The following is a 24,514-nucleotide window of genomic DNA, read 5'->3' on the forward strand; positions in this document are numbered from 1 at the left end:
TACTCCTCAGCAGTCCAGTGGGTTGCGCTTGTCCGGATCGATACCGAACTTGACGATGGCGTCAGCCACAACCTTGGGTTCGATCTCGCCACGGTCAGCCAGGGCTTCCAGGGCAGCCAGCACCACGAAGTGGCGGTCGACTTCGAAGAAGTGACGCAGCTTCTTGCGGCTGTCGCTGCGACCGTAGCCGTCGGTACCCAGGACCTTGAACTCTTTGCTCGGCACCCACTGGCGGATCTGCTCGGCGAACAGCTTCATGTAGTCGGTGGAGGCGATGACCGGGCCCTTGCGACCGGCCAGGCACTGCTCGACGTAGGTCTGCTGTGGCTTCTGGCCAGGCTTGAGGCGGTTGGCGCGTTCCACGGCCAGGCCGTCGCGACGCAGTTCGTTGAAGCTGGTGACGCTCCAAACGTCGGCGCCGACGTTGAACTCTTCACGCAGGATCTTCGCAGCTTCGCGGACTTCGCGCAGGATGGTGCCGGAGCCCATCAGCTGGACGTGGTGCGCGGCTTCGCGGGTGTCTTCCTCGAGCAGGTACATGCCCTTGATGATGCCGTCCTCGACACCGGCCGGCATGGCTGGCTGCTGGTACGACTCGTTCATCACGGTGATGTAGTAGAAGATGTCCTGTTGCTCTTCGGTCATCTTCTTCATGCCGTCCTGGATGATCACCGCCAGCTCGTAGCCGTAGGTCGGATCGTAGGTGCGGCAGTTCGGGATGGTGCCCGCCATCATGTGGCTGTGACCGTCTTCGTGCTGCAGGCCTTCACCGTTGAGGGTGGTACGGCCGGCGGTACCGCCGATCAGGAAACCACGGGTGCGGCTGTCGCCAGCGGCCCAGGCCAGGTCGCCAATGCGCTGGAAGCCGAACATCGAGTAGAAGATGTAGAACGGCAGCATCGGCTGGTTGTGGCAGCTGTACGAGGTGCCGGCAGCGATGAACGACGACATGGCGCCGGCTTCGTTGATGCCTTCCTCGAGGATCTGGCCCTTCTTGTCCTCGCGGTAGAACATCACCTGGTCTTTATCGACTGGCTCGTAGAGCTGGCCGACCGACGAGTAGATGCCCAGCTGGCGGAACATGCCTTCCATACCGAAGGTACGGGCTTCGTCCGGGATGATCGGGACGATGCGCTGGCCGATGTCCTTGTCCTTGACCAACTGCGCCAGGATGCGCACGAAGGCCATGGTGGTGGAGATTTCGCGGTCGCCCGAGCCGTCCAGGATTGCCTTGAGCGTTTCCAGTGGCGGGGTCGGCACGCTGAAGCTCTTGGCGCGGCGCTGTGGCACGAAGCCGCCCAGGGCGGCGCGGCGCTCGGCCAGGTACTTGGCTTCGGCGGAACCTTCTTCGGGCTTGAAGAACGGCAGGTTCTCGAGGTCGGCATCCTTGACCGGGATGTCGAAGCGGTCACGGAAGTGACGCAGGCTTTCGACGTCGACCTTCTTGGTGTTGTGCGCGGTGTTCTTGGCTTCGCCGGCACCGGTACCGTAACCCTTGATGGTCTTGGCCAGGATGACGGTCGGCTGCTCCTTGTGGTTCACCGCCTGGTGGTATGCCGCGTAGACCTTGTACGGGTCGTGGCCGCCACGGTTGAGCTTCCAGATCTCGTCGTCGGACAGGTCTTCGACCATGGCCTTGAGCTCTGGGGTGTTGAAGAAGTTCTCACGGACGTACGCGCCGTCCTTGGCCTTGTAGTTCTGGTACTCGCCGTCGATGACTTCGTCCATGCGGCGCTGCAGGGCACCGTTGGTGTCCTTGGCCAGCAGTGGGTCCCAGAAACGGCCCCAGACCACCTTGTTGACGTTCCAGCCACCGCCACGGAACACGCCTTCGAGTTCCTGGATGATCTTGCCGTTGCCGCGAACCGGGCCATCGAGGCGCTGCAGGTTGCAGTTGATGACGAAGATCAGGTTGTCCAGCTTCTCGCGGCCGGCCAGGGCGATTGCGCCCAGGGATTCCGGCTCGTCGCACTCGCCGTCGCCCATGAAGCACCAGACCTTCTGCTTGCCGGCGGGGATGAAGCCGCGCGCTTCCAGGTACTTCATGAAACGTGCCTGGTAGATCGCCTGGATCGGGCCCAGGCCCATCGACACGGTTGGGAACTGCCAGAAGTCAGGCATCAGCCACGGGTGCGGGTACGAAGACAGGCCGTTGCCGTCGACTTCCTGGCGGAAGTTGTTCATTTGGTCTTCGTTGATGCGGCCTTCCATGAAGGCGCGGGCGTAGACGCCTGGCGATGCGTGGCCCTGGAAGAAGATCAGGTCGCCGCCGTGTTCTTCGGTCGGGGCCTGGAAGAAGTAGTTGAAGCCGATGTCGTACAGGGTGGCACTGGAGGCGAAGCTGGAGATGTGGCCGCCCAGGTCCGAGTCCTTCAGGTTGGTGCGCATCACCATGGCCAGCGCGTTCCAACGCACCATCGAGCGAATGCGGCGTTCCATGAACAGGTCGCCAGGCATGCGTGCTTCGTGGGTGACAGGGATGGTGTTGCGGTATGGCGTGGTGATTGCGTACGGCAGCTGGGAGCCACTGCGGGTGGCCAGCTCGCCCATGCGGGTCATCAGGTAATGAGCGCGGTCTTCGCCTTCTTTGTCGAGGACCGACTCCAGGGCATCCAGCCATTCCTGGGTTTCGATTGGATCGAGGTCTTGCATGGCTTGCTCCAGGGCGGAAAGGCCACCAGAATCGATGGCCTGAGTTTGCGACTGGCCTTATGGGCAGACGTCGTGAATTCTTGGATTACCGGACAGTCATCCGGCGCGGTGTAGTTTTACTACAAATGGATTCGCATTTCATGCTTTCGCACGGCGAGGGTAGTAGTAAAACTACACAAATGCGACGTTTGGTCGCACCCTGGGTTGTGAGGAAAAACGTTCATGTTGGTTGGCGCTGTGTTGCTAGTGGGTAAATTCCGATGTTTTTTGCCAATCTTTCAGCTATTTCAGCTATTTCCAACTTTTGTACGACAGTCCAACCGTGGTCCAGCCTGCGCTTGACCCCCTCAACCCCTCTCATTCACGCCGATCAAGGATAGACCATGCGCCTGCCTTTGCCGCTCGATCTGCCTGCCGCTCTCCAACCGCTGGTCGCCCGCAATCGACAATTCCTGGCGGACGCCCTGACCGCCCATCCTGGCCTGGCTACCGACATCTGGAGCGCCGAGCAGCGCCAGCAGTTCGACCAGGTGGCCGCCGCCAGTGATTTCGTGCTGGCCCAGGCCCAGCGCGATCCGGCGATGCTGTTCGAGCTGCTGGCCACGGGCGAGATGGGCCGGGCCTTCGCCCCGGGCGAGCTGCGCGCGCGGATCCATGCCGCCGCCCAGGCCGCGCAGAGTGAGGACGAACTGGCGCGCAACCTGCGCCGCGAGCGCAATCGCCAGCAGGTGCGCATCATCTGGCGTGACCTGACCCGCCAGGCGGCGCTGGCCGAAACCTGCCGCGACCTGTCCGACCTGGCCGACGCCAGCATCGACGAAGCCTATCAATGGCTGTACCCGCGCCACTGCCAGCAGTTCGGCACGCCCATGGGTAACCGCAGCGGCCAGCCGCAGCAGTTGGTGGTGCTGGGCATGGGCAAGCTGGGGGCGGTGGAGCTGAACCTGTCGTCCGACATCGACCTGATCTTCGCTTTCCCCGAAGGCGGGGAAACCGAGGGCGTGAAACGTTCGCTGGACAACCAGGAGTTCTTTACCCGCCTGGGCCAGCGGCTGATCAAGGCGCTCGACCCGGTCACCGGCGATGGCTTCGTGTTCCGCGTCGACATGCGCCTGCGCCCCTACGGTTCGGCCGGCGCGTTGGTGCTCAGCTTCAATGCCTTGGAGCAGTACTACCAGGACCAGGGGCGCGACTGGGAGCGCTACGCGATGATCAAGGCGCGGGTGGTGGCCGGGGACCAGGCCGCTGGTGCCCAGTTGCAGGACATGCTGCGTCCGTTCGTCTACCGCCGTTACCTGGACTTCTCCGCCATCGAGGCGCTGCGCACCATGAAGCAGCTGATCCAGCAGGAAGTGCGGCGCAAGGGCATGGCCGAGAACATCAAGCTGGGTGCCGGGGGCATCCGTGAAGTGGAGTTCATCGCCCAGGCATTCCAGTTGATTCATGGCGGGCGTGACCTGAGCCTGCAGCAGCGGCCGCTGTTAAAAGTGCTGGGCACTTTGGAAGGGCAGGGTTACCTGCCGCCGGCGGTGGTGGCCGAGCTGCGCGAGGGCTATGAGTTCCTGCGCTACACCGAGCACGCCATCCAGGCCATCGCCGATCGCCAGACGCAGATGCTGCCGGACGACCAGACCGACCGTGCGCGCATCGCTTATATGTTGGGCTATGCCGACTGGGACAGCTTCCACGGGCAATTGATGCACTGGCGCGGGCGGGTTGACTGGCACTTCCGCCAGGTGATCGCCGACCCGGACGAAGACGACGCCGAGGGCGAGCTGGTGGTGGGCGGCGAATGGTCGCCGTTGTGGGAGCAGGCCCAGGATGAAGAGGCCGCCGGGCGGCAGTTGGAAGAGGCCGGCTTCCGCCAGCCCGCCGAAGCCTTGCGCCGGCTCAACGCCTTGCGCGTCAGCCCGACCTTGCGCTCGATGCAGCGCATTGGTCGTGAGCGGTTGGACGCCTTCATTCCGCGCCTGCTGGCCCAGGCCGTGGAACACGACAACCCCGACCTGGTGCTCGAGCGCGTGCTGCCTCTGGTAGAGGCGGTGGCGCGGCGCTCGGCCTACCTGGTGCTGCTGACCGAGAATCCCGGGGCCTTGCGCCGCTTGCTGACCCTGTGCGCCGCCAGCCCGTGGATCGCCGAACAGATGGCCCGCTACCCGCTGCTGCTCGACGAGCTGCTCAACGAAGGCCGGTTGTTCAGCCCGCCACTGGCCCCGGAACTGGCCGCCGAGCTGCGCGAGCGCCTGATGCGCATCCCCGAGGACGACCTCGAGCAGCAAATGGAGGCCCTGCGCCACTTCAAGCTGGCCCACAGCCTGCGGGTGGCGGCGTCCGAGATCAGCGGCAACCTGCCGTTGATGAAGGTCAGCGACTACCTGACCTGGCTGGCCGAGGCGATCCTCGACCAGGTGCTGGCCCTGGCCTGGCGCCAGACCGTGGCGCGCCATGGCCAGCCCAAGCGCAGTGACGGCAGCCTGTGCGACCCGGGCTTCATCATCGTCGGTTATGGCAAGGTCGGCGGCATCGAGCTGGGCCATGGCTCCGACCTCGACCTGGTGTTCATCCACGATGGCGACCCGAACGCCGAGACCGACGGCGCCAAGCCCATCGACAGCGCGCAGTTCTTCACCCGCCTGGGCCAGCGCATCATCCATTTGCTGACTACCCAGACCAACTCCGGGCAGCTGTATGACGTCGATATGCGCCTGCGCCCGTCGGGGGCCTCGGGGTTGCTGGTCAGCTCGCTGGGCGCCTTCGAGCGCTACCAGCAGAACGAGGCCTGGACCTGGGAACACCAGGCCCTGGTGCGCGCCCGGGTGCTGGTGGGTTGTCCGCAGGTGGCGAAGGCTTTCGAAGGCGTGCGGGCGCAGGTGCTGGGCCAGCCGCGCGACCTCGACAAGCTGCGCGCCGAGGTGAGCGAAATGCGCGCCAAGATGCGCGACAACCTCGGTACCAAGGGTACTGCCGCAGGTACCGCCGGCAACGCCTTCGACGCCGGCCAGCCGTTCGATATCAAGCAGGATGCCGGCGGTATCGTCGATATCGAATTTATGGTGCAATACGCCGCTTTGGCGTGGTCCCACGCGCATCCGGCGATACTGCGCTGGACCGACAATATCCGCATCCTCGAAGAGCTGGAGCAGGCCGCGCTGATGCCCGCCGCCGATGCGGTGTTGCTGCGCGAGGTGTACAAGGCGTTCCGCTCGGCCTCGCACCGCCAGGCCTTGCAGAAGCAGGCGGGGGTGATCGATGCCGCGCAGTTCGCCGATGAGCGCCGTGAGGTAAGGCGGATCTGGGGGGAATTGGGCCTGGCTTGAGATTTTGGGGCCGCTGTGCGGCCCTATCGCGACACAAGGCCGCTCCTACAGGGAAATGCGATCTCCTGTAGGAGCGGCCTTGTGTCGCGATAGGGCTGCATAGCAGCCCCAAAGGTCCATGGCCCGACACCGGTGGTACACTGTCCGCCACATAGCCTGAATATAAAGAGGGGAGGCCAGGTTGTAGCGCAGCCTGCAGCCTCCCCGAATGTTTCTGGATAAAGCATGAGAATACTGATCATTGGCCCCAGCTGGGTCGGCGACATGGTGATGGCGCAGACCCTGTTCCAGTGCCTGAAGCAACAGCATCCCGACTGCGCGATCGATGTGCTGGCCCCCGAGTGGAGCCGGCCGATCCTCGAGCGCATGCCCGAAGTGCGCCAGGCCTTGAGCTTCCCGCTCGGCCACGGCGCCCTGGAGCTGGCCACGCGGCGGCGCATCGGCAAGTCCCTGGCCGGCCAGTACGACCAGGCGATCCTGCTGCCCAACTCGCTCAAGTCGGCGCTGGTGCCGTACTTTGCCGGTATCCCCAAGCGCACCGGCTGGCGCGGCGAGATGCGCTACCTGCTGCTCAACGATGTGCGCAAGCTGGACAAGGCGCGCTACCCGCTGATGATCGAACGCTTCATGGCCCTGGCCTATGCCCCAGGTGCCGAGCTGCCGCAGCCATATCCGCGGCCGAGCCTGCAGATAGAAGCCGCCAGCCGCGACGCCGCCCTGGCCAAGTTCGGGCTGGCGCTGGACCGCCCGGTGCTGGCCCTGTGCCCGGGGGCCGAGTTCGGCGAAGCCAAGCGCTGGCCCGCCGAGCACTACGCCGAGGTGGCCGATGCCATGATCCGCCAGGGCTGGCAGGTGTGGCTGTTCGGTTCGAAGAACGATCACCCGGTCGGCGAACAGATCCGCGACCGGCTGATCCCGGGCCTGCGCGAAGAGTCCAGCAACCTGGCCGGCGAGACCTCGCTGGCCGAGGCAATCGACCTGATGTCCTGCGCCAGCGCGGTGGTTTCCAACGACTCTGGCCTGATGCACGTGGCCGCGGCCCTCAACCGCCCGCTGGTGGCGGTGTACGGCTCTACTTCGCCGGGCTTCACCCCGCCATTGGCCGAGCAGGTCGAGGTGGTGCGCACCGGTATCGAGTGCAGCCCGTGCTTCGAGCGCACCTGCCGTTTCGGTCACTACAACTGCCTGCGGCTGCTGGAGCCGGCGAAAGTCATCGCCGCCCTGCACAGCCTGGGTGGGCCTAACCTGATCGATACCGTGGCCGAGGTCGACTGAGTGCGGGTGCTGATCATCAAGACGTCGTCGCTGGGCGACGTCATCCATACCCTTCCGGCGCTCACCGACGCCGCCCACGCCATCCCCGGCATTCGTTTCGACTGGGTGGTGGAAGAGGGCTTCGCCGAGATCCCCAGCTGGCACCCAGCGGTCGACCAGGTGATCCCGGTGGCGATCCGCCGCTGGCGCAAGAACCTCTGGCAGACCCTCAAGAGCGGTGAGTGGAAGGCATTCAAGCAACGCCTGCGCGCGCGCAAGTACGACCTGGTGATCGATGCCCAGGGCCTGGTCAAATCGGCCTGGCTGACCCGCTACGTGAAGGCGCCGGTGGCTGGCCTGGACCGCTATTCGGCGCGTGAAGGCTTGGCCAGCCGCTTTTATGACCGGCGGCTGTCGGTCGCGGTTGGCCAGCATGCCGTCGAGCGCGTGCGCCAACTGTTTGCCCTGGCCCTGGCCTACGACCTGCCCGAAGGGCTGGGCAACTACGGCCTGGATCTCAACCGCCTGCAACTGCCGCCAGCGGCGCCCTATGTGGTGTTCCTGCACGGCACCACCTGGGCCACCAAGCACTGGCCCGAATCCTACTGGCGTGAGTTGGCCGAACGCATGGGCCGGCGCAAGCTGCAAGTGATGCTGCCGTGGGGCAACCCGGCGGAAAAGGCCCGCGCCGAGCGCATCGCCCAGGGCTTGAATAACTGCCAGGTACTGCCCAAGTTGAACCTGGTCGGCGTTGCCCGCGTACTGGCGGCCGCCAAGGCCTGCGTGGCGGTGGACACCGGCCTCGGCCACCTGGCCGCCGCCCTGGATGTGCCGACCATTTCCCTGTTCGGCCCCACCAACCCTGGTCTGACCGGTGCCTACGGACGCGCCCAGATCCACCAGGCGAGCGACTTCCCCTGCGCGCCGTGCCTGCAGAAGAAGTGCACCTACAAACCGAGCGCCGAGGACCTGCGCCGGTTCGATCTCAAACGCGAGTGGCCGCTGTGCTTCACTCGCCTGAATCCCGAGCATGTGGCGGGCCGCTTGAGCGCGCTGCTGCTGGCTGAGGATGTTCGTTGATGCAACTGGCTTTTGTGCTCTACAAGTATTTCCCCTTTGGCGGGCTGCAGCGCGATTTCATGCGCATCGCCCTTGAGTGCCAGAAACGCGGCCACCAGATCCGCGTGTACACGCTGATCTGGGAAGGTGACATTCCGCCGGGCTTCGAGGTGCTGGTGGCACCGGTCAAGGCGTTGTTCAACCATCGGCGCAACGAGAAGCTCAGCGCCTGGATGGAAGCGGACCTGGCCAAGCGCCCGGTCGATCGCCTGATCGGCTTCAACAAGATGCCGGGCCTGGACGTGTATTACGCCGCCGACGGCTGCTTCGAGGACAAGGCCCAGACCCTGCGCGGCGGCCTGTACCGCCGTTGGGGCCGTTATCGTCATTTCGCCGACTATGAGCGAGCGGTGTTCGCCAAGGACGCACGCACCGAGATCCTGATGATCTCCGAGGTGCAGCAGCCGCTGTTCATCAAGCACTACGGCACCCCTGAAGCACGTTTCCACCTGCTGCCACCGGGGATTTCCCAGGATCGCCGACGCCCGGCCGATGCCGAGGCGATCCGCGCCGAGTTCCGTCGTGAGTTCGGCCTGGCCGACGACGAGCTGCTGCTGGTGCAGATCGGCTCGGGCTTCAAGACCAAGGGCGTGGACCGTAGCCTCAAGGCCCTGGCCGCGCTGCCATCGGCGCTGCGCAAGCGCACCCGGCTGATGGTCATCGGCCAGGACGATCCCAAGCTGTTCCAGGTGCAAAGCACCGCGCTCGGCCTGGGTGACCAGGTGCAGTTCCTCAAGGGCCGCAGCGACATCCCGCGTTTCCTGCTCGGTGCCGACTTGCTGATTCATCCGGCCTACAACGAAAACACCGGCACCGTGCTGCTCGAGGCGCTGGTCGCCGGGCTGCCGGTGCTGGTGTCCAAGGTCTGTGGCTATGCCCACTACATCGCCGAGGCCGACAGCGGCCTGGTGCTGGACGAGCCGTTCGAGCAGGAGCAGCTCAATCGCTATCTGCAACGCATGCTCGAAGACAGCGAGGCGCGTGCGGCTTGGTCGCGCAATGGCGTGGCCTTCGCCGCCAGCGCCGACCTGTACAGCATGCCGCAGCATGCCGCCGACGTGATCCTGGCCCAGGAGCGCCCATGAAACTGATGCTGGCCGAGCCGTTCAAGCGCCTGTGGGCCGAGCGCGACCCATTCGAGGCCGTCGAGCAACTGCAAGGCGAGGTATACCGCGAGCTGGAAGGCCGCCGCACGTTGCGCACCGAAGTCGACGGCGCAGGCTTCTTCGTCAAGATCCACCGTGGCATCGGCTGGGGCGAGATCTTCAAGAACCTGTTCAGCGCCAAGCTGCCGGTATTGGGTGCCGGCCAGGAGTGGCGGGCCATTCAGCGCTTGCATGAGGTAGGCGTGCCGACCATGACCGCGGTGGCCTATGGCGAGCGTGGCAGCAACCCGGCGACCCAGCATTCGTTCATCGTGACCGAAGAACTGGCGCCGACCATCAGCCTGGAAGATTTCAGCATCGATTGGCTCAAGCAGCCGCCCGAGCCGCGTCTCAAGCGCGCCTTGATCGCCGAGGTGGCGAAGATGACCGGCGGTATGCACCGCGCCGGGGTCAACCACCGCGACTGCTATATCTGTCACTTCCTGCTGCACACCGACCGCCCGGTGACCGCGGACGACTTCAAGCTGTCGGTGATCGACCTGCACCGCGCCCAGACCCGGGCGACCATCACCCGGCGCTGGCGCGACAAGGACCTGGCCGCCCTGTATTTCTCGGCCCTGGACATCGGCCTTACGCGTCGCGACAAGCTGCGTTTCTTGCGCGGTTATTTCCAGCGCCCGCTGCGCCAGGTGCTCAAGGAGGAGTCGGCGCTGCTCGCCTGGCTCGAGCGCAAGGCGCAAAAACTCTACGATCGCAAGCAACGCTATGGGGATGCACTCTGATGGCGGGTTGGACACTGGCGCCGGGCTACGAACACCTGGCGGTGGACTTTGGCAGCTTGGACGCGGTGTTCGCGCTCAAGGGCGAGCACCTCACCCGGGACCCACTCAGCGAGGTGATTCGCGTCCAGCGCGACGGTGTGTATTACTACGTCAAGCGCTATACCGGCGCCGGCAAGCACATGCGCCGCTATCTGGGGCGGCCGCGGATCAAGGCCGAGTGGCAGAACCTCAAGCAGTTCGCCAAGTGGGGCATCCCCACGGCCGAGGTGGTGGCCTGGGGCCTGGAGCGCAACGGCCTGGCATTTGGCCGCGGGGCGATGATCACCCGTGAACTACCGCGTACCGAAGACCTGTCGGCCTTGGCCGAGCGCAATGATCCGCGCCTGGCCGACCGTGCCTGGGTTGGCCATGTCAGCCGGCAACTGGCGCGGCACACGCGGGTCATGCACGAGCACCGTTTTGCCCACAACGACCTGAAATGGCGCAACCTGTTGGTCGATGACCAGGGCACGCTATTCTTCATCGACTGCCCGACGGGCGACTTTTGGCGCGGTTTCATGTGGCGGCACCGGATGATCAAGGACCTGGCCTGTCTGGACAAGGTCGCCAAGTATCACCTGTCGTCGACCCAGCGCCTGCGTTTCTACCTGCAATACCGTGGTCGCGAGCGCCTCAACGGCCGTGACAAGAAGCGGATCCGCCAGGTGCTGAGCTTTTTCGAGGGAAGGGAATGACCGACTACCTGGCCAGCGCCGACCAGGCGCTGCTGCAACGCCATGGCCTGGGCGACTTCGACGCGCTGTGGGCGCTGCAACTGGACGCCGTGGACGAGCCCAACACCGGCCGTGGCGGCTGGAGCAGCGTGTTTCGCCTGGAGCTCGAGGGCAAGGGTTACTACCTCAAGCGCCAGAGCGACTACTTGACCCGTACCCTGCACCGGCCCTTCGGCGAGCCGACCTTCGCCCGTGAGTTCCGCAATATCAGCCGCTACCAAAAACTCGACATCCCGGCCTTGCAGGCGGTGTTCTATGGCGAGCGCAAGCAGGCAGGCGAGCACCGCGCGATCCTCATGACCCGCGCGCTGGACGAGTGGACCGACCTGGATCAGTTGCTGGCGCAGTGGCCACAGCTACCCGAGGCCCAACGCACTGGCATACTCCAGGCCTGCGGCCAATTGGCCCGCACCCTGCACGCGGCCGGCCAGGTGCACGGCTGCTTCTACCCCAAGCACATTTTCCTGCGCGAGCGCCGCGAAGGCTGGCAGGCCCAGCTGATCGACCTGGAAAAGACCCGGCCGCTGCTGTTCGGCATGCGTGACCGCCTCAAGGACCTGGAGCCGCTGCTGCGTCGAGCCGATGCCTGGGGCGAGGAGGATGTGCGGGTACTGCTGGGCGCTTACCTGGCGCAGCCTGTGCACAGTGCGCCGGTCGATACCTGGTTGCACCGCTTGCTGCAACGCCGTCGCCATAAAGAGGCCCGCTGATGCGTTTGTCCGAACTCAAGCACGCCGGGCGCAGTCCGGCATTGCCACTGACTGTCACCCTCGCCGACGCCGCGGGCCCGGCCGATCTGCAACTGCTCAGCCTGCTGCGCGTGCTGCCGGGCCAGCGTTATGTCGGCGCCGGGATCTGGCGGGGCACCAAGGTATTGGCCAAGCTGCTGGTCGGCGGCAATGCCGCCCGGCACTTCCAGCGTGAGCTGGACGGCGCCCGCTTGCTGGCCGGGCAGGGCCTGACTACCCCGCGGTTGCTGGCCGATGGCCTCAAGGAGGGCGAGGGTGGCTGGTTGTTGTTCGAGTACCTCGACCATGGCGAAAGCCTGAGCGAGGCCTGGGCCGCTGTCGAACACCTGCCAATGCTCGCCGATGAGCAGCACCTAGTGCTCGGCGAGGCGCTGACCGCCGTGGCCCGGATGCATGCCAAAGGCCTGTGGCAGGAGGATCTGCACCTGGACAACCTGTTGCGCCAGGACGGCCAGCTGTACCTGATCGATGGTGCCGGCATCAAGGCCGAGACCCCCGGTCAGCAGCTGTCGCGCCAGCGCGTGCTGGAAAACCTCGGCGTGTTCTTCGCCCAGTTGCCCAAGCGTCTTGAGCCGTTCATGGAAGAGGCGCTGGTGCATTACATTCTGGCCAACGCCGAGCACGCGCTGCCGCTGGAAGCCTTGCAGAAGCAGGTGGACAAGGTGCGTGCCTGGCGCCTGAAGGATTACCTGGACAAAGCGGGTCGCGAATGCACGTTATTCAGCGTCGAGCGCAGCCTGTCCGGCCTGCGTGCCGTCCGTCGCGACGAAGCTCAGGCGCTGTTGCCGGTGCTGGAACAGGCCGACGCGTTGATCGACCAGGGCCACCTGTACAAGACCGGCGGCGCGGCCAGCGTGGCGCGCATCGAGGTTGGCGGGCGCAGGTTGGTGCTCAAACGCTACAACATCAAGAACACCGCGCACTGGTTCAAGCGCTTCTGGCGCCCGAGCCGGGCCTGGCATTCGTGGATCGAAGGCCACCGCCTGGAGTTCCTCGACATCGCCACGCCCAAGCCGTTGGCGGTGCTGGAACAACGCACCTTGGGCCTGCGCAGCCGTGCCTACCTGCTGACCGAGCATGCCGACGGCCCGGACCTGATCGCCTGCTTCGCGCCCTTCATCGACAGCGGCGAGGCAGCTGACGAGCAGGTCGATGCCCTGGTACGGCTGATGCAGCAACTGATCCGTGAACGCATCAGCCACGGTGATTTCAAGGGCCACAACCTGTTCTGGCAGGATGGCCAGTGGTCGCTGATCGACCTTGATGCGATGTGCCAGCACGCCACGCAGTTGAGCTTTGCCCCTGCGTTTGCCCGGGACCGGGCACGTTTGCTGCGTAACTGGCCCAGCGGCAGCGCCCTGCACCGACGGCTGGATGAGGTGTTGCCGCGCCTGGCCGAGTGAGGCGCGCTGAGCCCGGGACCGCGCCATCCACCGCGTCGTCTGGTTCGCCAGCAAGGCTGGCTCCTACGGGCCTGAGGCAGGCTGCAACCGTGCAGGAGCCGACCTTGCCGGCGAAGCCGGTGCCATCCTTCACGTCGCCGGGTTTATGCCAACGCCAGCCAGTCACTGCTGCGCCCGGCCTGGCGGATGCGGATCCGCCACGCCCCCTCGACCTTGCGCAGCACCGCCCAGGCCCCCACGGCACCTGGCACGCCTTGGGGCATCTGCAAGTGGTAATGCCCGGCCAGCAGATGCCTGCGCACGGGTAGCTGCCGGTCGTTGACTTGCAGGTACAGCACACCCTCGGCATCGAACAGCGCGGACTCCCCGTCCACCGGCATCCCATTTAGTTGGGACACCAATTGGCAGTCATCCAGCAGTTGCCGCACATTGGGTAGCCCGTCATGCCAAAGCACCGGCGAATCGATCACCCAGTTCCCGTCCTGCAGGCGCTTGAGTGGCTGTTTGATGTAGGCGTCTGGTTGCCTGGGGTCGCTCACACGCCACCGTTGCCCATCAAAACTGACGTGGTAGTGGCGCCCTTGGCCATCGCGGATGAAGTACTGGTTCAGTCCGGCGTTGGCACCGAGCTTTTCGAAGACCCCTTCGCCATGGATACCGTCGAGGCGATAGCGCAACGTGCTGGTTTCCACGGGCAGTGCATACCGTGGCGGCAGTGTCAGCGGCCGGGGCGGCGGCAGTCCCCGTATGGCACGCCGCATCAGCGTTGATCCGGAGAAACCCTTGACGCCAGCTGGTAGGGGGCTTACGCCATCGACCAGATTGTTCAGTGCGTCGAGCGAGTGGCTCAGGGCCGCGAACGCGTGATGCAAGGCTTCCTGTTGATTGTCCTCGCCCATGGCTTGCACCCCGTCGAGCACGGAGATGCACAACCGGCCGAACGCCAGCGCGGCCATGGCGGGGTAGGGCAGGGCCAGGCTGAGCAGGTCGAGCAGGATGCGCAACGTATCCAGGCCGACACGGCCGAGCAGTTCACGGTTGCTGCGGCTACTGGCATCGGTTTGCGCCATCAGGCCACGGACCTCGGCGCGATAGACCTCATCGAACAGGTTGCCGGTGATGAGTGGACGCCGCACATGCGGGCCGAGGCGCCCCTTGCGCAGCAGCTCGCCGGTTTTACTGGGGTTGGCCAGTGGCATGCGGTCGCTCACGTATTGGCGTAGCGCAGGGTTGCCGCGCAGGTCGCGCAGTACCTCGCGGGTTGTCCGATATTCCCGCCAGGGACGCCGGTCGGGTGCGTCTGGGGCATAGATCACCACGCTAGTGCTGTGGGGCGCATCCTGGGTGAGCAGGAGCAGGCCGTGCACGGTATGCCCCTTGAGGATCAACTGGCGCACGCTGATCCGCTCCCCCTCGGCGGTGAAACGTTCTGCACTGTGGGGGTGCTCGATCACGGCCCGTGCCCAGCGGTAGCCACGTTCCATCGTGCCAACCAGGAAGTGCCCGGCATAGCGGGCCTTGGCGGCCTCCGCGTGCATGCGCGCGCGGTTCAGGCGCGCATGGGCCTCGCGGCGCCACTGTGCGTGTCCCGAATCGAGCAGGTTGCGGCGCAGGAAACGGTTGTAGCTGGTGCCGGCGTCGAGATTGCGCACCAGGGCCTTGACCCGTGCCGGGGTCAACGCCGGTATGGCCTCGCCGTCATCCAGGTGTACCCGAGCGGTGAGCCAGTAGTCGACATCGAACCAGGCGATGTTGAGCAGGGCCAGTTGCTCGAGGCTGTAGGTCATGGGGATGAGCTCGACGGTTTCGTCTGCATGAGGCCGGCTGTTGACGGCAATGTATGCCGAGGGCTGCAAGGGGTTGACCAGCGGGCCCTTGCGGCGGGCGAGGGTGACGCTGACGCGGATGTCCTCGGGCGGGATATCGATGCCAGGGTTCCAGCGCAGGCCTTCGCCAAGGCGTGCGCGGACCCAGCTGAGCAGATCATGCTGGTGACGGAATTGCTCAAGCGTCAGTAACCCCGGCGCGCTGGCATGGGTGATGGCGCCAGCCAGCTCCTGCAGGGTTTGCATGACGTGCGCCAGTTGACCTGCTGACGCGTTGCGCAGCCAGTCGGGCAGATGCTTCTCCAGCAGCAGGGCGTAACGCGTGGCCAGGGGTAGCTGGCTGCCAATCTGGGCTTTCAGGTCCAGCAGGTCGATGAGCACGCTCGATGCTGGGGGCCAGGCGCTGGTGAGCCGGGTACGTTGCTGTTCGATCAGGGCCTGGGCCTGATAGGCGAAGGGATCGTCTGGGTACCATTCGTAGCGCAGGCGATCGGCCTGCTCAATGATCGCTCGGTCCGCGTCGCGGCTCACCAGGTTCAACAGTGCCTGGGATTGCAAAGGATCGTCGAGGCGTTCGCACAGCTCGACATGCAGGTCCATCAGGCTGGGGAAGGCTTCTATTCCATGGGGCAGGCTGCAGAGCAAGGCCTTGCCGCGGACCAGGCCCGGAATGACTTCGGCGCCCTGTGGCGCGGCGACGATCACCAAGGTGCCGGGTAGATGGCAGCGTCGGTTCGGGGTGTGCGTGCTGAACCAGGGGCGAAAGACTTCTGCACGTGGTTGCGCGGTGGCTTGCCGCTGCCAGGCCGAGGGAGAGGCCAGGCAGGTGCGCAGGAGGAGTTCGTCGGTGTCATCGAGGGTTGCATCGGCCAGGCGCAGTTCGAGTTCTGCCTGTATTTGCTGTTGGCGTAGCTGGGCTAGGGCTTGCTGGCGGCGCACCCCATCGCTGCCCTGGGTACTCCAGAAACTGGCCAGCTCGCTGAAGAAGTGCTGACGCTGCTGTTGTGGGGCGAGATTGGGGTCGAGGCTGGGTTGGCCCTGTTGCAGCTCGCTGATGCGCGCGTCAAGGGCCGTGAGGCGTTCGAGAGGGGTCATGATCGGGCTCCTGGCGGGTCAAGCACCCACCATGCCGATGACTGGCCTGGTCGAGGTGGTAGCCGGCTATGGTTGCCGGCGTCGCCAGAAGCCGCTCAGCCCCAGTGCCGCCGAGAGCCCCAGGCCTAGCCAGGCCAGGCCGTCCCAGATGCCGTCGCCGAGCAGCGCGGCGAACAGACCGGCGCCGCTGAGCAGGGCGATCAGCAGTGGCCAGGCGAAAATCCTGCGGGTTGATTGCGAGGCATGGCTCATGAGCGTGGCTCCCTTGGTTTACGCTGTTTACCCCACCACAGGTACAGGCCGCTGCACAGCACGACGATGGTCAGTACATCGAGCAGCGCCCAGAGAATCTGCATCGGCCGGCCGCCGTAGTCGCCGAAGTGCAAGGGTTGCGACAGGCCCATGGCGTCCATGTACCAGGGGCGATCGCCGACGGCGGTCACCTCGAGGGTGCGGGCGTCGATCAGCACTGGCGTGAACAGGTGCGCGCTCAGGTGCGTGGCGCCGTTCATGAACACCGCATAATGGTGTTCGCTGGAGAAGCGCGTGCCAGGGAAGGCGATGAAATCCGGGCGCATGCCGGGCGCGGCCTGTTCGGCGATCGTCAGCAGCCGGGTGGCGGGCGCGCGCTCGGTGAGCGGCGGAGCATCGCGGTAGGGGGCGACCATGGCCGCCAGGCTGTCGTTGCGCCAGGCGGCGATCACCAGGTCCGACAGGGCACTGATCACCCCGGTGACACCGACCACCAGGGCCCAGGTCAGGGTGACCACGCCGATCAGGTTGTGCAGGTCGAGCCAGCGCAGGCGCGTGGACTTGTCGTGGCGCACCGTGGCGAACTTCAAGCGGCGCATGAACGGTGCGTAAAGCACGGTGCCAGAGACGATCGCCACCACGAACAATACGCCCATGAAGGCCAGCAGCAACTTGCCGGGCAGGCCGGCGAACATGTCCACGTGCAGGCGCAGGAAGGTCATCATCAAGCCGCCGTTGGCCGCTGGCATGGCCACGGCCTCGCCGGTGCGGGCGTCGAGCATGAAGGTGTGAGACAAATCAGGGTGGGTGCCGGCGGTGGCGGCCATGATCGCCACCACGCCGTTGGGTTCGTCTGCTTCGTAGCCGAAGTACTGCATCACCTCGCCGGGGCGGTGCTGCTCGGCCTTGAGCACCAGTTGTTGCAGGTCCAGGTGCGGGGTGCCGGCGGGCATCTCGCGCAGTTCGGGAGCGTCGCCCAGCAGGTGTTCCAGTTCGTGGTGGAAGATCAGCGGCAGGCCGGTCAGTGCCAGTAGCAGCAGGAACAGCGTGCACACCAGGCTGCTCCAGGTATGGATCGCCGACCAGCGGCGGATGGTTAGGCTTTTCATCACGGCTCCTTACGCAATCGCGGGTCTAGTCCGCTCCCACGATCTGTAGGAGCGGACTAGACCCGCGATGCCCACTCAGAACTTGTAGGTGGCGCTGGCGACGACGCTACGCTGATCGCCGTAGTAGCAGTAGTATCCATCGCAAGTGGAGAGGTAGTCCTTGTTCAGCAGGTTGCTGGCGTTGATGGCCACCGAGGCGCCCTTGAGGCTGTTGTCCAGGCGGCCCAGGTCATAGTGCACGGCGGCGTCGAACACAGTGTAGGCCTTGCTCTTGCCGAGCCAGGTATTGGCTTCGTCACCGTAGCGATTGCCGGTGTAACGTGCGCCCAAGCCAATGCCGAAGCCGTCAAGCACACCGGTATGCCAGGTGTAGTCGGCCCACAAGGAGGCCTGCTGGTTGGGCATCTGTTGCAGGCGGTTGCCTTTGTACTGCCCTTTCTGGACTTCGGACTTGGCCAGGGTGTAGGCGGCGATCACCTTGAGGTTGTCGGTGACGTCCGAGACCGCCTCAAGCTCCAGGCCGTGGACTTTTACTTCACCCGTCTGGCTGGAGACGGGCTTTCCACCGACGTTGTTGGTGACGGTCACGTTTTTCTGGGTGAGGTCATACACAGCGGCGGACAACAAAGTGTTGGAACCAGGGGGTTGGTACTTGATACCCAGTTCCCACTGCTTGCCTTCGGTGGGCTTGAACGACTTTTCAGGGCTGGCTTCAGAGCCGCTGCTCGGCTGGAATGACTCGGCGTAGGACAGGTAGGGGACGAAGCCTGAATCGAATACGTAGCTGAGCGCCGCGTTGCCGCTGAACTGCTTGTCGCGTTGGGTGTTGGTGGCATCTCCCAGGTTGTGGAAGGTGGTGCCAGTGTGTACCCAGTCCTCGCGCCCGCCCAGGGTCAGGCGCCATTTGTCGAGTGCCATCTGGTCCTGGATGTAGAACCCGGTCTGGACGGTTTTCTGGTTGTAGTCCAGGTAAGCCGAGGAACGGGGCGGTCGGGTGATCGGCAAACCGTACACCGGATTATTGACGTTGGTGGTCGGCAGTCCGAAGCCGTAGATGGAGAGGAAGTCGGACTCGGTGCGCTGATGGTCCAGGCCGATCAGCACGGTGTGGCTGATGTCGCCGGTAGTGAAGTCGGCCTGGAAATTGTTGTCGAGGGCGAACTGGCTGATGTCTTCATCGACGTTGGTGGACATGCGATTGGCAATGCCGTCATCGGTGACCGGAGGGGTGTCCTTGTTGTAGCTGCCGACGGTGATGGTCTGGAACGACAGTTCACTCTTGGTGTAGCGCAGGTTCTGGCGGAATTGCCAGACATCGTTGAAACGATGCTCGAAGGCATAACCCAGGGCGTAGTAAGTGCGGTCGTAGAACTCGTAGTCCGGATCGCCAAGATTCTTGTGGCGGGAGATCTTGCCGAATGGCATGTCGATCTTGGTGCCTTGTATGGGGTAGAACTGGCTGGTGGCGCCGGTATCGTCACGGGTGAACTGGCTGAGGAAGGTCAGCGAGGTGTCTTCGTCGATGTTCCAGGTCAGGCTTGGGGCGATGTTGTAGCGTTTGTTCTCGATATGGTCGATCTGCGTACCGCTGTCACGCACCACGCCGCTGACGCCGTAGAGGAACTGGCCTTGCTCATCGATCTTGCCGGTGCTGGCGAAGTTGATCTGGCGGTGGTTGTCGCTGCCGTACTGGAGCTGGATCTCGTGGCTGCTTTCTGCCTGTGGGCGGCGGCTGACCATGTCCAGCAGACCGCCGGGCGGGGTCTGGCCGTAGACCGACGAGGCCGGGCCGCGCAACAGCGCGAGGCGGTCGAGGTTCCAGGTTTCGGCTTTCGGGTTGGCATACACGCCGCGGGGCAGGGGCAGGCCATCGAGGAACTGGGTCGGCTCGAAACCGCGCACGCGCATCCAGTCATAGCGGGTGTCGCTGCCGAAACTGGCCGAGACGATGCCCGGCATGTACTTCACCGCGTCATCCAGGCTTTGCACGCCGCGGTCGCTCATCTGCTGGCGGGTGGCGACGGAAATGGAGCGTGGGACTTCGACCAGTGCGGTGTCGGTCTTGGTACCGGCGGCTGTGCGTTTGGCGGTATAGCCCTCGACCGGTCCCCAGGCGCTTTCGTAGCTGCTGTTGGCGTTGATATTGGTTTCCGGCAGCGCCAGGGTGCCCTCAGAGACGGCCACCAGGCTATAGCTGCCGGCGCTGCCCTGCTGCAATTGCAGTCCGGTGCCGCGCAGGGCTGCCTGCATGGCGCCGAGGGCATCGTACTGGCCGTTGACGGGGGCCGAGGCGCGGCCCTGGACCAGGCTCGGGTCAATGGCCAGGGCAATGCCGGCCTGGCTGGCGATCTGGTTGAGGGTGCTGGCCAGCGGGCCGCTGGGCAGGTTGTAGGCTTGTGGCACCGCCTGTTCGGCGGCGAACAGGGCCGGGCTGGCCAACGGGGCGGCCAGGCCAATGGCCAGGGCCATCAGGCTGGGGCGAAGCAAAGCATCAACGGCACGGGACATGCAGCGGCTCCTCGACGAAATAGTGCTGACTGCTTCCTTGCCGAGCGAGAGTGGGAAAGTGACAGGGGGGGCGTGAAAAAAAATGCGACTGATTTGCACAAGCCTTTGCGAGCCGGCAAGCCAGCTCTTACAAAGGGCTGTTAGGTGTGGGTTTATCTGGCGGTGACGGTCACCCACCACGGCGTGTGCCGTTCGATCTTCACTGGCAGCGCCGGCAGCAGCGAGGCCAGGGCCAGGTCGGTGTCGGCCAGCGGGAAGCTGCCGCTCACGCGCAGGTCGGCCACCTCGTCGGCGACGCCCAGGTGGCCGCTGCGGTATTGGCCGAGGGTGGCCAGCAGCTCGGCCAGGCGCACGTTGTCCACAACCAGCATGCCGCGGGTCCAGGCATCGCTGCCCGGCGCCACCGGGGCAACACGGCCCAGGCCGTCGGCGCTCATCAACACTTGCTGGCCCTCGCGTAGCACTTGTTCATCGCCGCTGTTCTGCGGCTTGGCGGCTACCGAGGCCTGCAGCACCTCCAGGCGGGTGCCCTGGTCTTCGCGCTTGACCAGGAAGCGCGTGCCCAACGGCCTCAGGCGGCCTTCCTCGGTGCGTACCAGCAGCGGCCGGGTGTCCTCATGGCCGGTCTCGACCGAGATTTCACCCTGGTGCAGCACGATCAGCCGCTGTTCGCCCTGGAAGTCGATGTCCACCGCCGTCTGGGTGTTCAGGCTCAGCAAGGTGCCGTCTTCCAGGCGCAGGGTGCGCATTTCGCCGGTGCCGGTGCGCTGGTCGGCCAACCAGTAGGTCGGTGCCAAGGTCGGAACCCCGGCACCGAGCAGCAAGCCAGCCAGCAGCAACAGGCCGGCCAGGCCACCGCCTAACCCGCCCAGACGCTGGCGCAGGCCAGCGCGCGACTGCATCAGGGTATGCCGCACCGGGCCGGCGGCGGCCTGCACGCGTTGATCGAGGGCGCCCAGCTGGCGCCAGGCGCGGGCGTGCTCCTCATGGGCGGCATGCCAGCGCATGAAATCGTTGCGCTCATCCGGGGTACCGCTACCTTCATCCAGGCACAGCTTCCAGGCGATGGCCGCTTCCAGCACCTCGCTGGACACTGGGGCATGGTTCATGTCGGGTCCCCGTACAGGGCGATGTAGCACTGGCGCAGGCCCTGGGCGAGGTACTGGCGCACGCGGGACACAGACACCCCCAGGCGCTCGGCGATCTCGGCGTGGCCGAGGCCGTCCAGGCGGTTGTACAGGAAGGCCGCGCGGGCCTTGCTCGACAGCTTGCCGAGCAAGCGGTCGATGGCCTTGAGGTCTTCGAGGATCAGGTGCTGGAGTTCAGGGGAGGGCTGTTCGGTTTCTGGTGCCCGTGCCAGTTCCGCCAAGTAGGCCTGCTCGAGGGCGGCGCGGCGAAAGTGGTCGAACAGCAGGCCCTTGGCCACGGCTGCCAGGAATGCCCGGGGTTCACGGGGGGTGTCCAGCTGGTCGCGTCCCAGCAGGCGCACGAAGGTGTCCTGGCTCAGGTCCTCGGCGCGCTGGCGACAGGCGGTGCTGCGCTGTAGCCAGGCGAGCAGCCAGCCGCGATGGTCGCGATACAGCGTCCCGACCAGCTCGGCATGTGGACTGTGCGCAGACGTCAAGGAACGCCCCCCGGAAAAATATACGTTAACTAACGATAATTATTCGCGATTGTGGCAGAGGCGAGGGTGGTGGCGCAATTGACGCTTATCGGATTGCCAGCATGGCAGAGGCTGCAATAGCAAACGTTTTGCGATTCTATGCAGGCTAGGTGTAACTCCTGTAGGCGCGGCCTCGGCAAGGCCGCTCCCGGGGGCGATGCATGAGTCAGAAGCTGTGCTGCTGGACCTTGCGTCGCTGCCATTGGCCAAGCCGCTGACGCAGTTGCAGTGGGCTGTCCAATTGCTGGCGGCGAGCCTGGCTGAACAGGATCAACGCCAGCTCGGCGGTCACCTGGGCGTCGGCGCTGGCATGGTGGCGGGCCTGCACTTCAAGGCCGAAACGGGCGATCCAGTCGTCCAGCCCGGCTTCGCGCAGCACGGTGTCGGGGTTGAGCATCGGCGCCAGGTCGGCGACATCCAGGAACGCATGCTGCAGGCGCAGGCCCAGGCTGCCTTTCACGGCGCGTTCGAGCATGCGCTGGTCGAACGGCGCATGGAACGCCAGTACCGGGCTGTCGCCGATGAATTCCAGCAACTCCAGCAGTGCCTCGGCCGGGTCGCAGCCGGCGGCCAGGGCGCTAGGGCCCAGGCCGTGGATCAGCACGCTGGCGTTGGTCTTCTGTTCAGGGCGGTGCAGGGTACGTTCGAACGGACGGCCCAGGTCGATGGCGCCGTCCTCGATGGCCACTGCGCCAATCGACAGGACCTGGTCGCGGTTGGGGTTCAGGCCGCTGGTTTCCAGGTCGAGTACCACCCAGCGCTGTTCGCGCAGCGAGCACACCGCCGCCGGTGCCGGGCGCGGCAAGCGAGCCAGGCGCTGGCGTAGCGGTGCGGCCAGTTCGGGCATGGGCTGGCGTAGCCAGGCGAACAGCTTCACAGCTGGTACCGCAGGGCCAGGCTGCTCTGCAGGCGTTGGGCCTGGCGCAGGGACTCGCGCAGGATGCGCCGGTCCAGGTGGTTGAGGCTGTCAGGGTCGAGCCGGTTGGAGTACGCCAGGTTGTCGCGGCTCTGGCGCTGGTGCTGTTGCATGCGGGTCTGCTGGATGAAGTGGTAGGCCTCTTCATAGGCGGCGCCATCCAGCGCCTCGATGACGCCCTTGGCCACTAGCTGGCGCAGGCGTTCAAGGGTGTTGCAGGCGCCAATGCCGTTGGCCAGGGCCAGCAATCGGGCGCCGTCGACGAAGGGGGTCAGGCCCTGCACCTTGAGGTCGAGGGTGGCGGCCTTGTCGTCGCCCTGGCGGGTCAGCACGAACTCGCGCAGGCGCCCCACCGGCGGGCGCTGGCGCAGGGCGTTGTCGGCCATCATGCGCTGGAACAGGCGGTTGTCGGCAACCTGTTCCAGCACGGCCTGGCGCAGCTGCTCGCAGCCTTGCTCGTCACCCCAGACCACGCGCAGGTCGAAATAGATGCTCGAGCCCAGCAGGTTTTCCGGGCTGGCCTCGCGCACGAAGCCGGCGAAGCGCCGCGCCCATTCGCCACGCGACAGGCACAGTTCGGGGTTGCCGGCCATCACGTTGCCCTTGCACAGGGTGAAGCCGCACTGTGCCAGGTTGTGGTTGATGCATTGGGCCAGCGGCAGCAGCCTGGCGCGAATCGCCTCGGCCTCGGCGTGGTCGCGGGCCTCGAACAGCATGCCGTTGTCCTGGTCGGTGTGCAGGGTCTGCTCGCGGCGGCCTTCGCTGCCGAAGCACAGCCAGCTGAACGGTACGCCAGGGTCGCCGCGCTCGGCGATGGCCAGCTCGATCACCCGGCACACGGTGTGGTCGTTGAGCAGGGTGATGATCTGGGTAATCTGCGTGGAGGAGGCGCCGTGGGCGAGCATGCGCTCAACCAGCTGGCCGATCTCGCCGCGCAGCGATACCAGGTTGTCCAGGCGTGGCGCGTTGCGGATGGTGCGCGCCAGGTGCACCAAGTCGACCCGTTGCAGGGAAAACAGGTCGCGTTCGGAGATCACTCCGCACAAGCGCTGGTTCTCCACCAGGCAGACGTGGGCGATATGCCGCTCGGTCATCGCCATGGCGGCGTCGAAGGCGCTGGCCTGGGGGCTGAGGTAGAAGGGGCGGGGTGTCATGTAGCGTTCGATCGGCGCGGTCAGTTCGGCGCTTGGGTCCGCCACTACCTGGCGCAGGTCGCGCAGGGTGAAGATGCCCCTAGGGTAGCGCTGCGCGTCGACGATGACGATGCTGCCGACCTGCTGTTCGTGCATCAGGTGCACGGCTTCGCGCAGCGGGGTGTTGGCGGCGCAGACCACGGGATGGCGCAGCGCCAGTTCGCCCAGCGGGGTGTTCAGCGAGTACTGGGTGCCGAGGGTTTCCACCGCGCGCTGGCGCACTTGCTGGTTGACCTGGTCGAGCAGGCTGCTGACGCCGCGCAAGGCGAAGTCGCGGAACACGTCGGACATCGAGAACAGCCGAATGAACGCGGCCTTGTTCAGTTGCAGGCAGAAGGTGTCCTCGCCGGCCAAATGCTCGGTGCGGGTCGCCCGTTCACCCAGCAGCGCGGCCAAAGGGAAGCATTCGCCGCTGGTGATCTCGAAGGTGGTCTCGGTGCCTGGCTTGGTCACGTGGTGGCGTTCGCCGACCACCCGGCCCTGCTTGACGATGTAGAAGTGCTCGACCGGCCCGTCGGCGGGCTTGATGATGCTTTCGCCGCCCGCGTAGAAGCGCAGCTGGCACTGTTCCACCAGGTAGGCCAGGTGGCTGTGTTCCATCTGGTTGAACGGCGGGAAGCGCTGCAGAAATTGCAGGGTTCCCTGGATGTTCTGCAGTACCGCAGTCCTGCCGGCCTGGGTGTAGGCGTCCTTTTTGCTCATGAAGCTGACCGTATCGCTACGCCGAACTATATATATCTATGTATAGAGGTCGGCTTTGTTGTTCTCGGCCTCCATGGTCGGCTGGCCGTCTTGTG

17 protein-coding genes are annotated in these 24,514 nt (G+C 65.3%); 8 read left to right on the forward strand and 9 right to left on the reverse strand.

Annotated features, from left to right (window positions below):
- Positions 1-6: 6 nt before the first annotated feature.
- Entirely contained in the window at positions 7-2,652 is a 2,646-nt protein-coding gene (aceE, locus tag ACODS5_RS02355; RefSeq protein ID WP_134689867.1) for a pyruvate dehydrogenase (acetyl-transferring), homodimeric type, read from the reverse strand.
- Positions 2,653-3,035: 383 nt separating this feature from the next.
- Between aceE and glnE the strand changes: the two genes are divergently transcribed.
- From glnE to ACODS5_RS02395, 8 genes are all read left to right on the forward strand, one after another.
- Positions 3,036-5,969 carry a bifunctional [glutamate--ammonia ligase]-adenylyl-L-tyrosine phosphorylase/[glutamate--ammonia-ligase] adenylyltransferase gene (gene glnE / locus ACODS5_RS02360; protein WP_489107810.1) on the forward strand — a complete coding sequence of 978 codons (2,934 nt, stop codon included), beginning with the start codon at positions 3,036-3,038 and terminating at the stop codon, positions 5,967-5,969.
- Between the two features lie 225 nt (positions 5,970-6,194).
- Entirely contained in the window at positions 6,195-7,244 is a 1,050-nt protein-coding gene (gene waaF / locus ACODS5_RS02365; protein WP_489107811.1) for a lipopolysaccharide heptosyltransferase II, read from the forward strand.
- Positions 7,245-8,303, forward strand: coding sequence for a lipopolysaccharide heptosyltransferase I (waaC, locus tag ACODS5_RS02370; RefSeq protein ID WP_134689863.1), 1,059 nt, complete (start codon positions 7,245-7,247; stop codon positions 8,301-8,303).
- Positions 8,303-9,427 (forward strand): glycosyltransferase family 4 protein, encoded by a 1,125-nt coding sequence (locus tag ACODS5_RS02375; protein ID WP_134689862.1) that lies wholly within the window; start codon positions 8,303-8,305, stop codon positions 9,425-9,427. Before waaC ends, ACODS5_RS02375 begins: the two co-directional genes overlap by 1 nt.
- Entirely contained in the window at positions 9,424-10,230 is an 807-nt protein-coding gene (gene rfaP, locus ACODS5_RS02380; RefSeq protein ID WP_489107812.1) for a lipopolysaccharide core heptose(I) kinase RfaP, read from the forward strand. The genes ACODS5_RS02375 and rfaP overlap by 4 nt, the downstream gene beginning before the upstream one ends.
- Complete coding sequence (locus tag ACODS5_RS02385) at positions 10,230-10,964, forward strand: lipopolysaccharide kinase InaA family protein (RefSeq protein ID WP_134689860.1); 735 nt, start codon at positions 10,230-10,232, stop codon at positions 10,962-10,964. Before rfaP ends, ACODS5_RS02385 begins: the two co-directional genes overlap by 1 nt.
- Complete coding sequence (locus ACODS5_RS02390; protein ID WP_134689859.1) at positions 10,961-11,713, forward strand: lipopolysaccharide kinase InaA family protein; 753 nt, start codon at positions 10,961-10,963, stop codon at positions 11,711-11,713. The genes ACODS5_RS02385 and ACODS5_RS02390 overlap by 4 nt, the downstream gene beginning before the upstream one ends.
- A complete protein-coding gene (locus ACODS5_RS02395) occupies positions 11,713-13,155 on the forward strand; it encodes a lipopolysaccharide kinase InaA family protein (protein ID WP_489107813.1) in 1,443 nt (480 codons plus the stop codon). Before ACODS5_RS02390 ends, ACODS5_RS02395 begins: the two co-directional genes overlap by 1 nt.
- A 143-nt stretch (positions 13,156-13,298) precedes the next feature.
- Here the strand turns inward: ACODS5_RS02395 and ACODS5_RS02400 are convergent, their stop codons facing one another.
- The 8 genes from ACODS5_RS02400 to ACODS5_RS02435 form a co-directional block, all read right to left on the reverse strand.
- Entirely contained in the window at positions 13,299-16,076 is a 2,778-nt protein-coding gene (locus tag ACODS5_RS02400) for a dermonecrotic toxin domain-containing protein (protein WP_489107814.1), read from the reverse strand.
- A gap of 66 nt (positions 16,077-16,142) precedes the next feature.
- Positions 16,143-16,328 carry a hypothetical protein gene (locus tag ACODS5_RS02405; RefSeq protein WP_134689856.1) on the reverse strand — a complete coding sequence of 62 codons (186 nt, stop codon included), beginning with the start codon at positions 16,326-16,328 and terminating at the stop codon, positions 16,143-16,145.
- Positions 16,325-17,437, reverse strand: coding sequence for a PepSY-associated TM helix domain-containing protein (locus ACODS5_RS02410; protein ID WP_489107815.1), 1,113 nt, complete (start codon positions 17,435-17,437; stop codon positions 16,325-16,327). Before ACODS5_RS02410 ends, ACODS5_RS02405 begins: the two co-directional genes overlap by 4 nt.
- A 75-nt stretch (positions 17,438-17,512) precedes the next feature.
- The gene (locus tag ACODS5_RS02415; RefSeq protein WP_489107816.1) at positions 17,513-19,945 is read right to left on the reverse strand and encodes a TonB-dependent siderophore receptor; all 2,433 of its coding nucleotides are present in this window, start codon (positions 19,943-19,945) and stop codon (positions 17,513-17,515) included.
- Positions 19,946-20,097: 152 nt separating this feature from the next.
- A complete protein-coding gene (locus ACODS5_RS02420) occupies positions 20,098-21,054 on the reverse strand; it encodes a FecR domain-containing protein (protein ID WP_134689853.1) in 957 nt (318 codons plus the stop codon).
- Positions 21,051-21,569, reverse strand: coding sequence for an RNA polymerase sigma factor (locus ACODS5_RS02425; RefSeq protein ID WP_489107817.1), 519 nt, complete (start codon positions 21,567-21,569; stop codon positions 21,051-21,053). The genes ACODS5_RS02420 and ACODS5_RS02425 overlap by 4 nt, the downstream gene beginning before the upstream one ends.
- A gap of 205 nt (positions 21,570-21,774) precedes the next feature.
- Positions 21,775-22,485: a 3'-5' exonuclease gene (locus ACODS5_RS02430; protein ID WP_134689851.1), complete on the reverse strand. Its 711-nt coding sequence runs from the start codon at positions 22,483-22,485 to the stop codon at positions 21,775-21,777.
- Positions 22,482-24,419 (reverse strand): putative nucleotidyltransferase substrate binding domain-containing protein, encoded by a 1,938-nt coding sequence (locus ACODS5_RS02435; RefSeq protein WP_489107818.1) that lies wholly within the window; start codon positions 24,417-24,419, stop codon positions 22,482-22,484. Before ACODS5_RS02435 ends, ACODS5_RS02430 begins: the two co-directional genes overlap by 4 nt.
- Positions 24,420-24,514: the final 95 nt, after the last annotated feature.

The sequence above is a fragment of the Pseudomonas sp. FG47 genome (assembly GCF_057809115.1).

Coding starts and splice junctions, on each gene's coding strand:
- ACODS5_RS02385 (WP_134689860.1), top strand. CDS start 10,230: ATGGCGGGTTGGACACTGGCGCCGGGCTACGAACACCTGGCGGTGGAC.
- aceE (WP_134689867.1), bottom strand. CDS start 2,652: ATGCAAGACCTCGATCCAATCGAAACCCAGGAATGGCTGGATGCCCTG.
- ACODS5_RS02415 (WP_489107816.1), bottom strand. CDS start 19,945: ATGTCCCGTGCCGTTGATGCTTTGCTTCGCCCCAGCCTGATGGCCCTG.
- rfaP (WP_489107812.1), top strand. CDS start 9,424: ATGAAACTGATGCTGGCCGAGCCGTTCAAGCGCCTGTGGGCCGAGCGC.
- ACODS5_RS02405 (WP_134689856.1), bottom strand. CDS start 16,328: ATGAGCCATGCCTCGCAATCAACCCGCAGGATTTTCGCCTGGCCACTG.
- ACODS5_RS02375 (WP_134689862.1), top strand. CDS start 8,303: ATGCAACTGGCTTTTGTGCTCTACAAGTATTTCCCCTTTGGCGGGCTG.
- ACODS5_RS02395 (WP_489107813.1), top strand. CDS start 11,713: ATGCGTTTGTCCGAACTCAAGCACGCCGGGCGCAGTCCGGCATTGCCA.
- ACODS5_RS02420 (WP_134689853.1), bottom strand. CDS start 21,054: ATGAACCATGCCCCAGTGTCCAGCGAGGTGCTGGAAGCGGCCATCGCC.
- ACODS5_RS02400 (WP_489107814.1), bottom strand. CDS start 16,076: ATGACCCCTCTCGAACGCCTCACGGCCCTTGACGCGCGCATCAGCGAG.
- glnE (WP_489107810.1), top strand. CDS start 3,036: ATGCGCCTGCCTTTGCCGCTCGATCTGCCTGCCGCTCTCCAACCGCTG.
- ACODS5_RS02435 (WP_489107818.1), bottom strand. CDS start 24,419: ATGAGCAAAAAGGACGCCTACACCCAGGCCGGCAGGACTGCGGTACTG.
- ACODS5_RS02390 (WP_134689859.1), top strand. CDS start 10,961: ATGACCGACTACCTGGCCAGCGCCGACCAGGCGCTGCTGCAACGCCAT.
- ACODS5_RS02410 (WP_489107815.1), bottom strand. CDS start 17,437: ATGAAAAGCCTAACCATCCGCCGCTGGTCGGCGATCCATACCTGGAGC.
- waaF (WP_489107811.1), top strand. CDS start 6,195: ATGAGAATACTGATCATTGGCCCCAGCTGGGTCGGCGACATGGTGATG.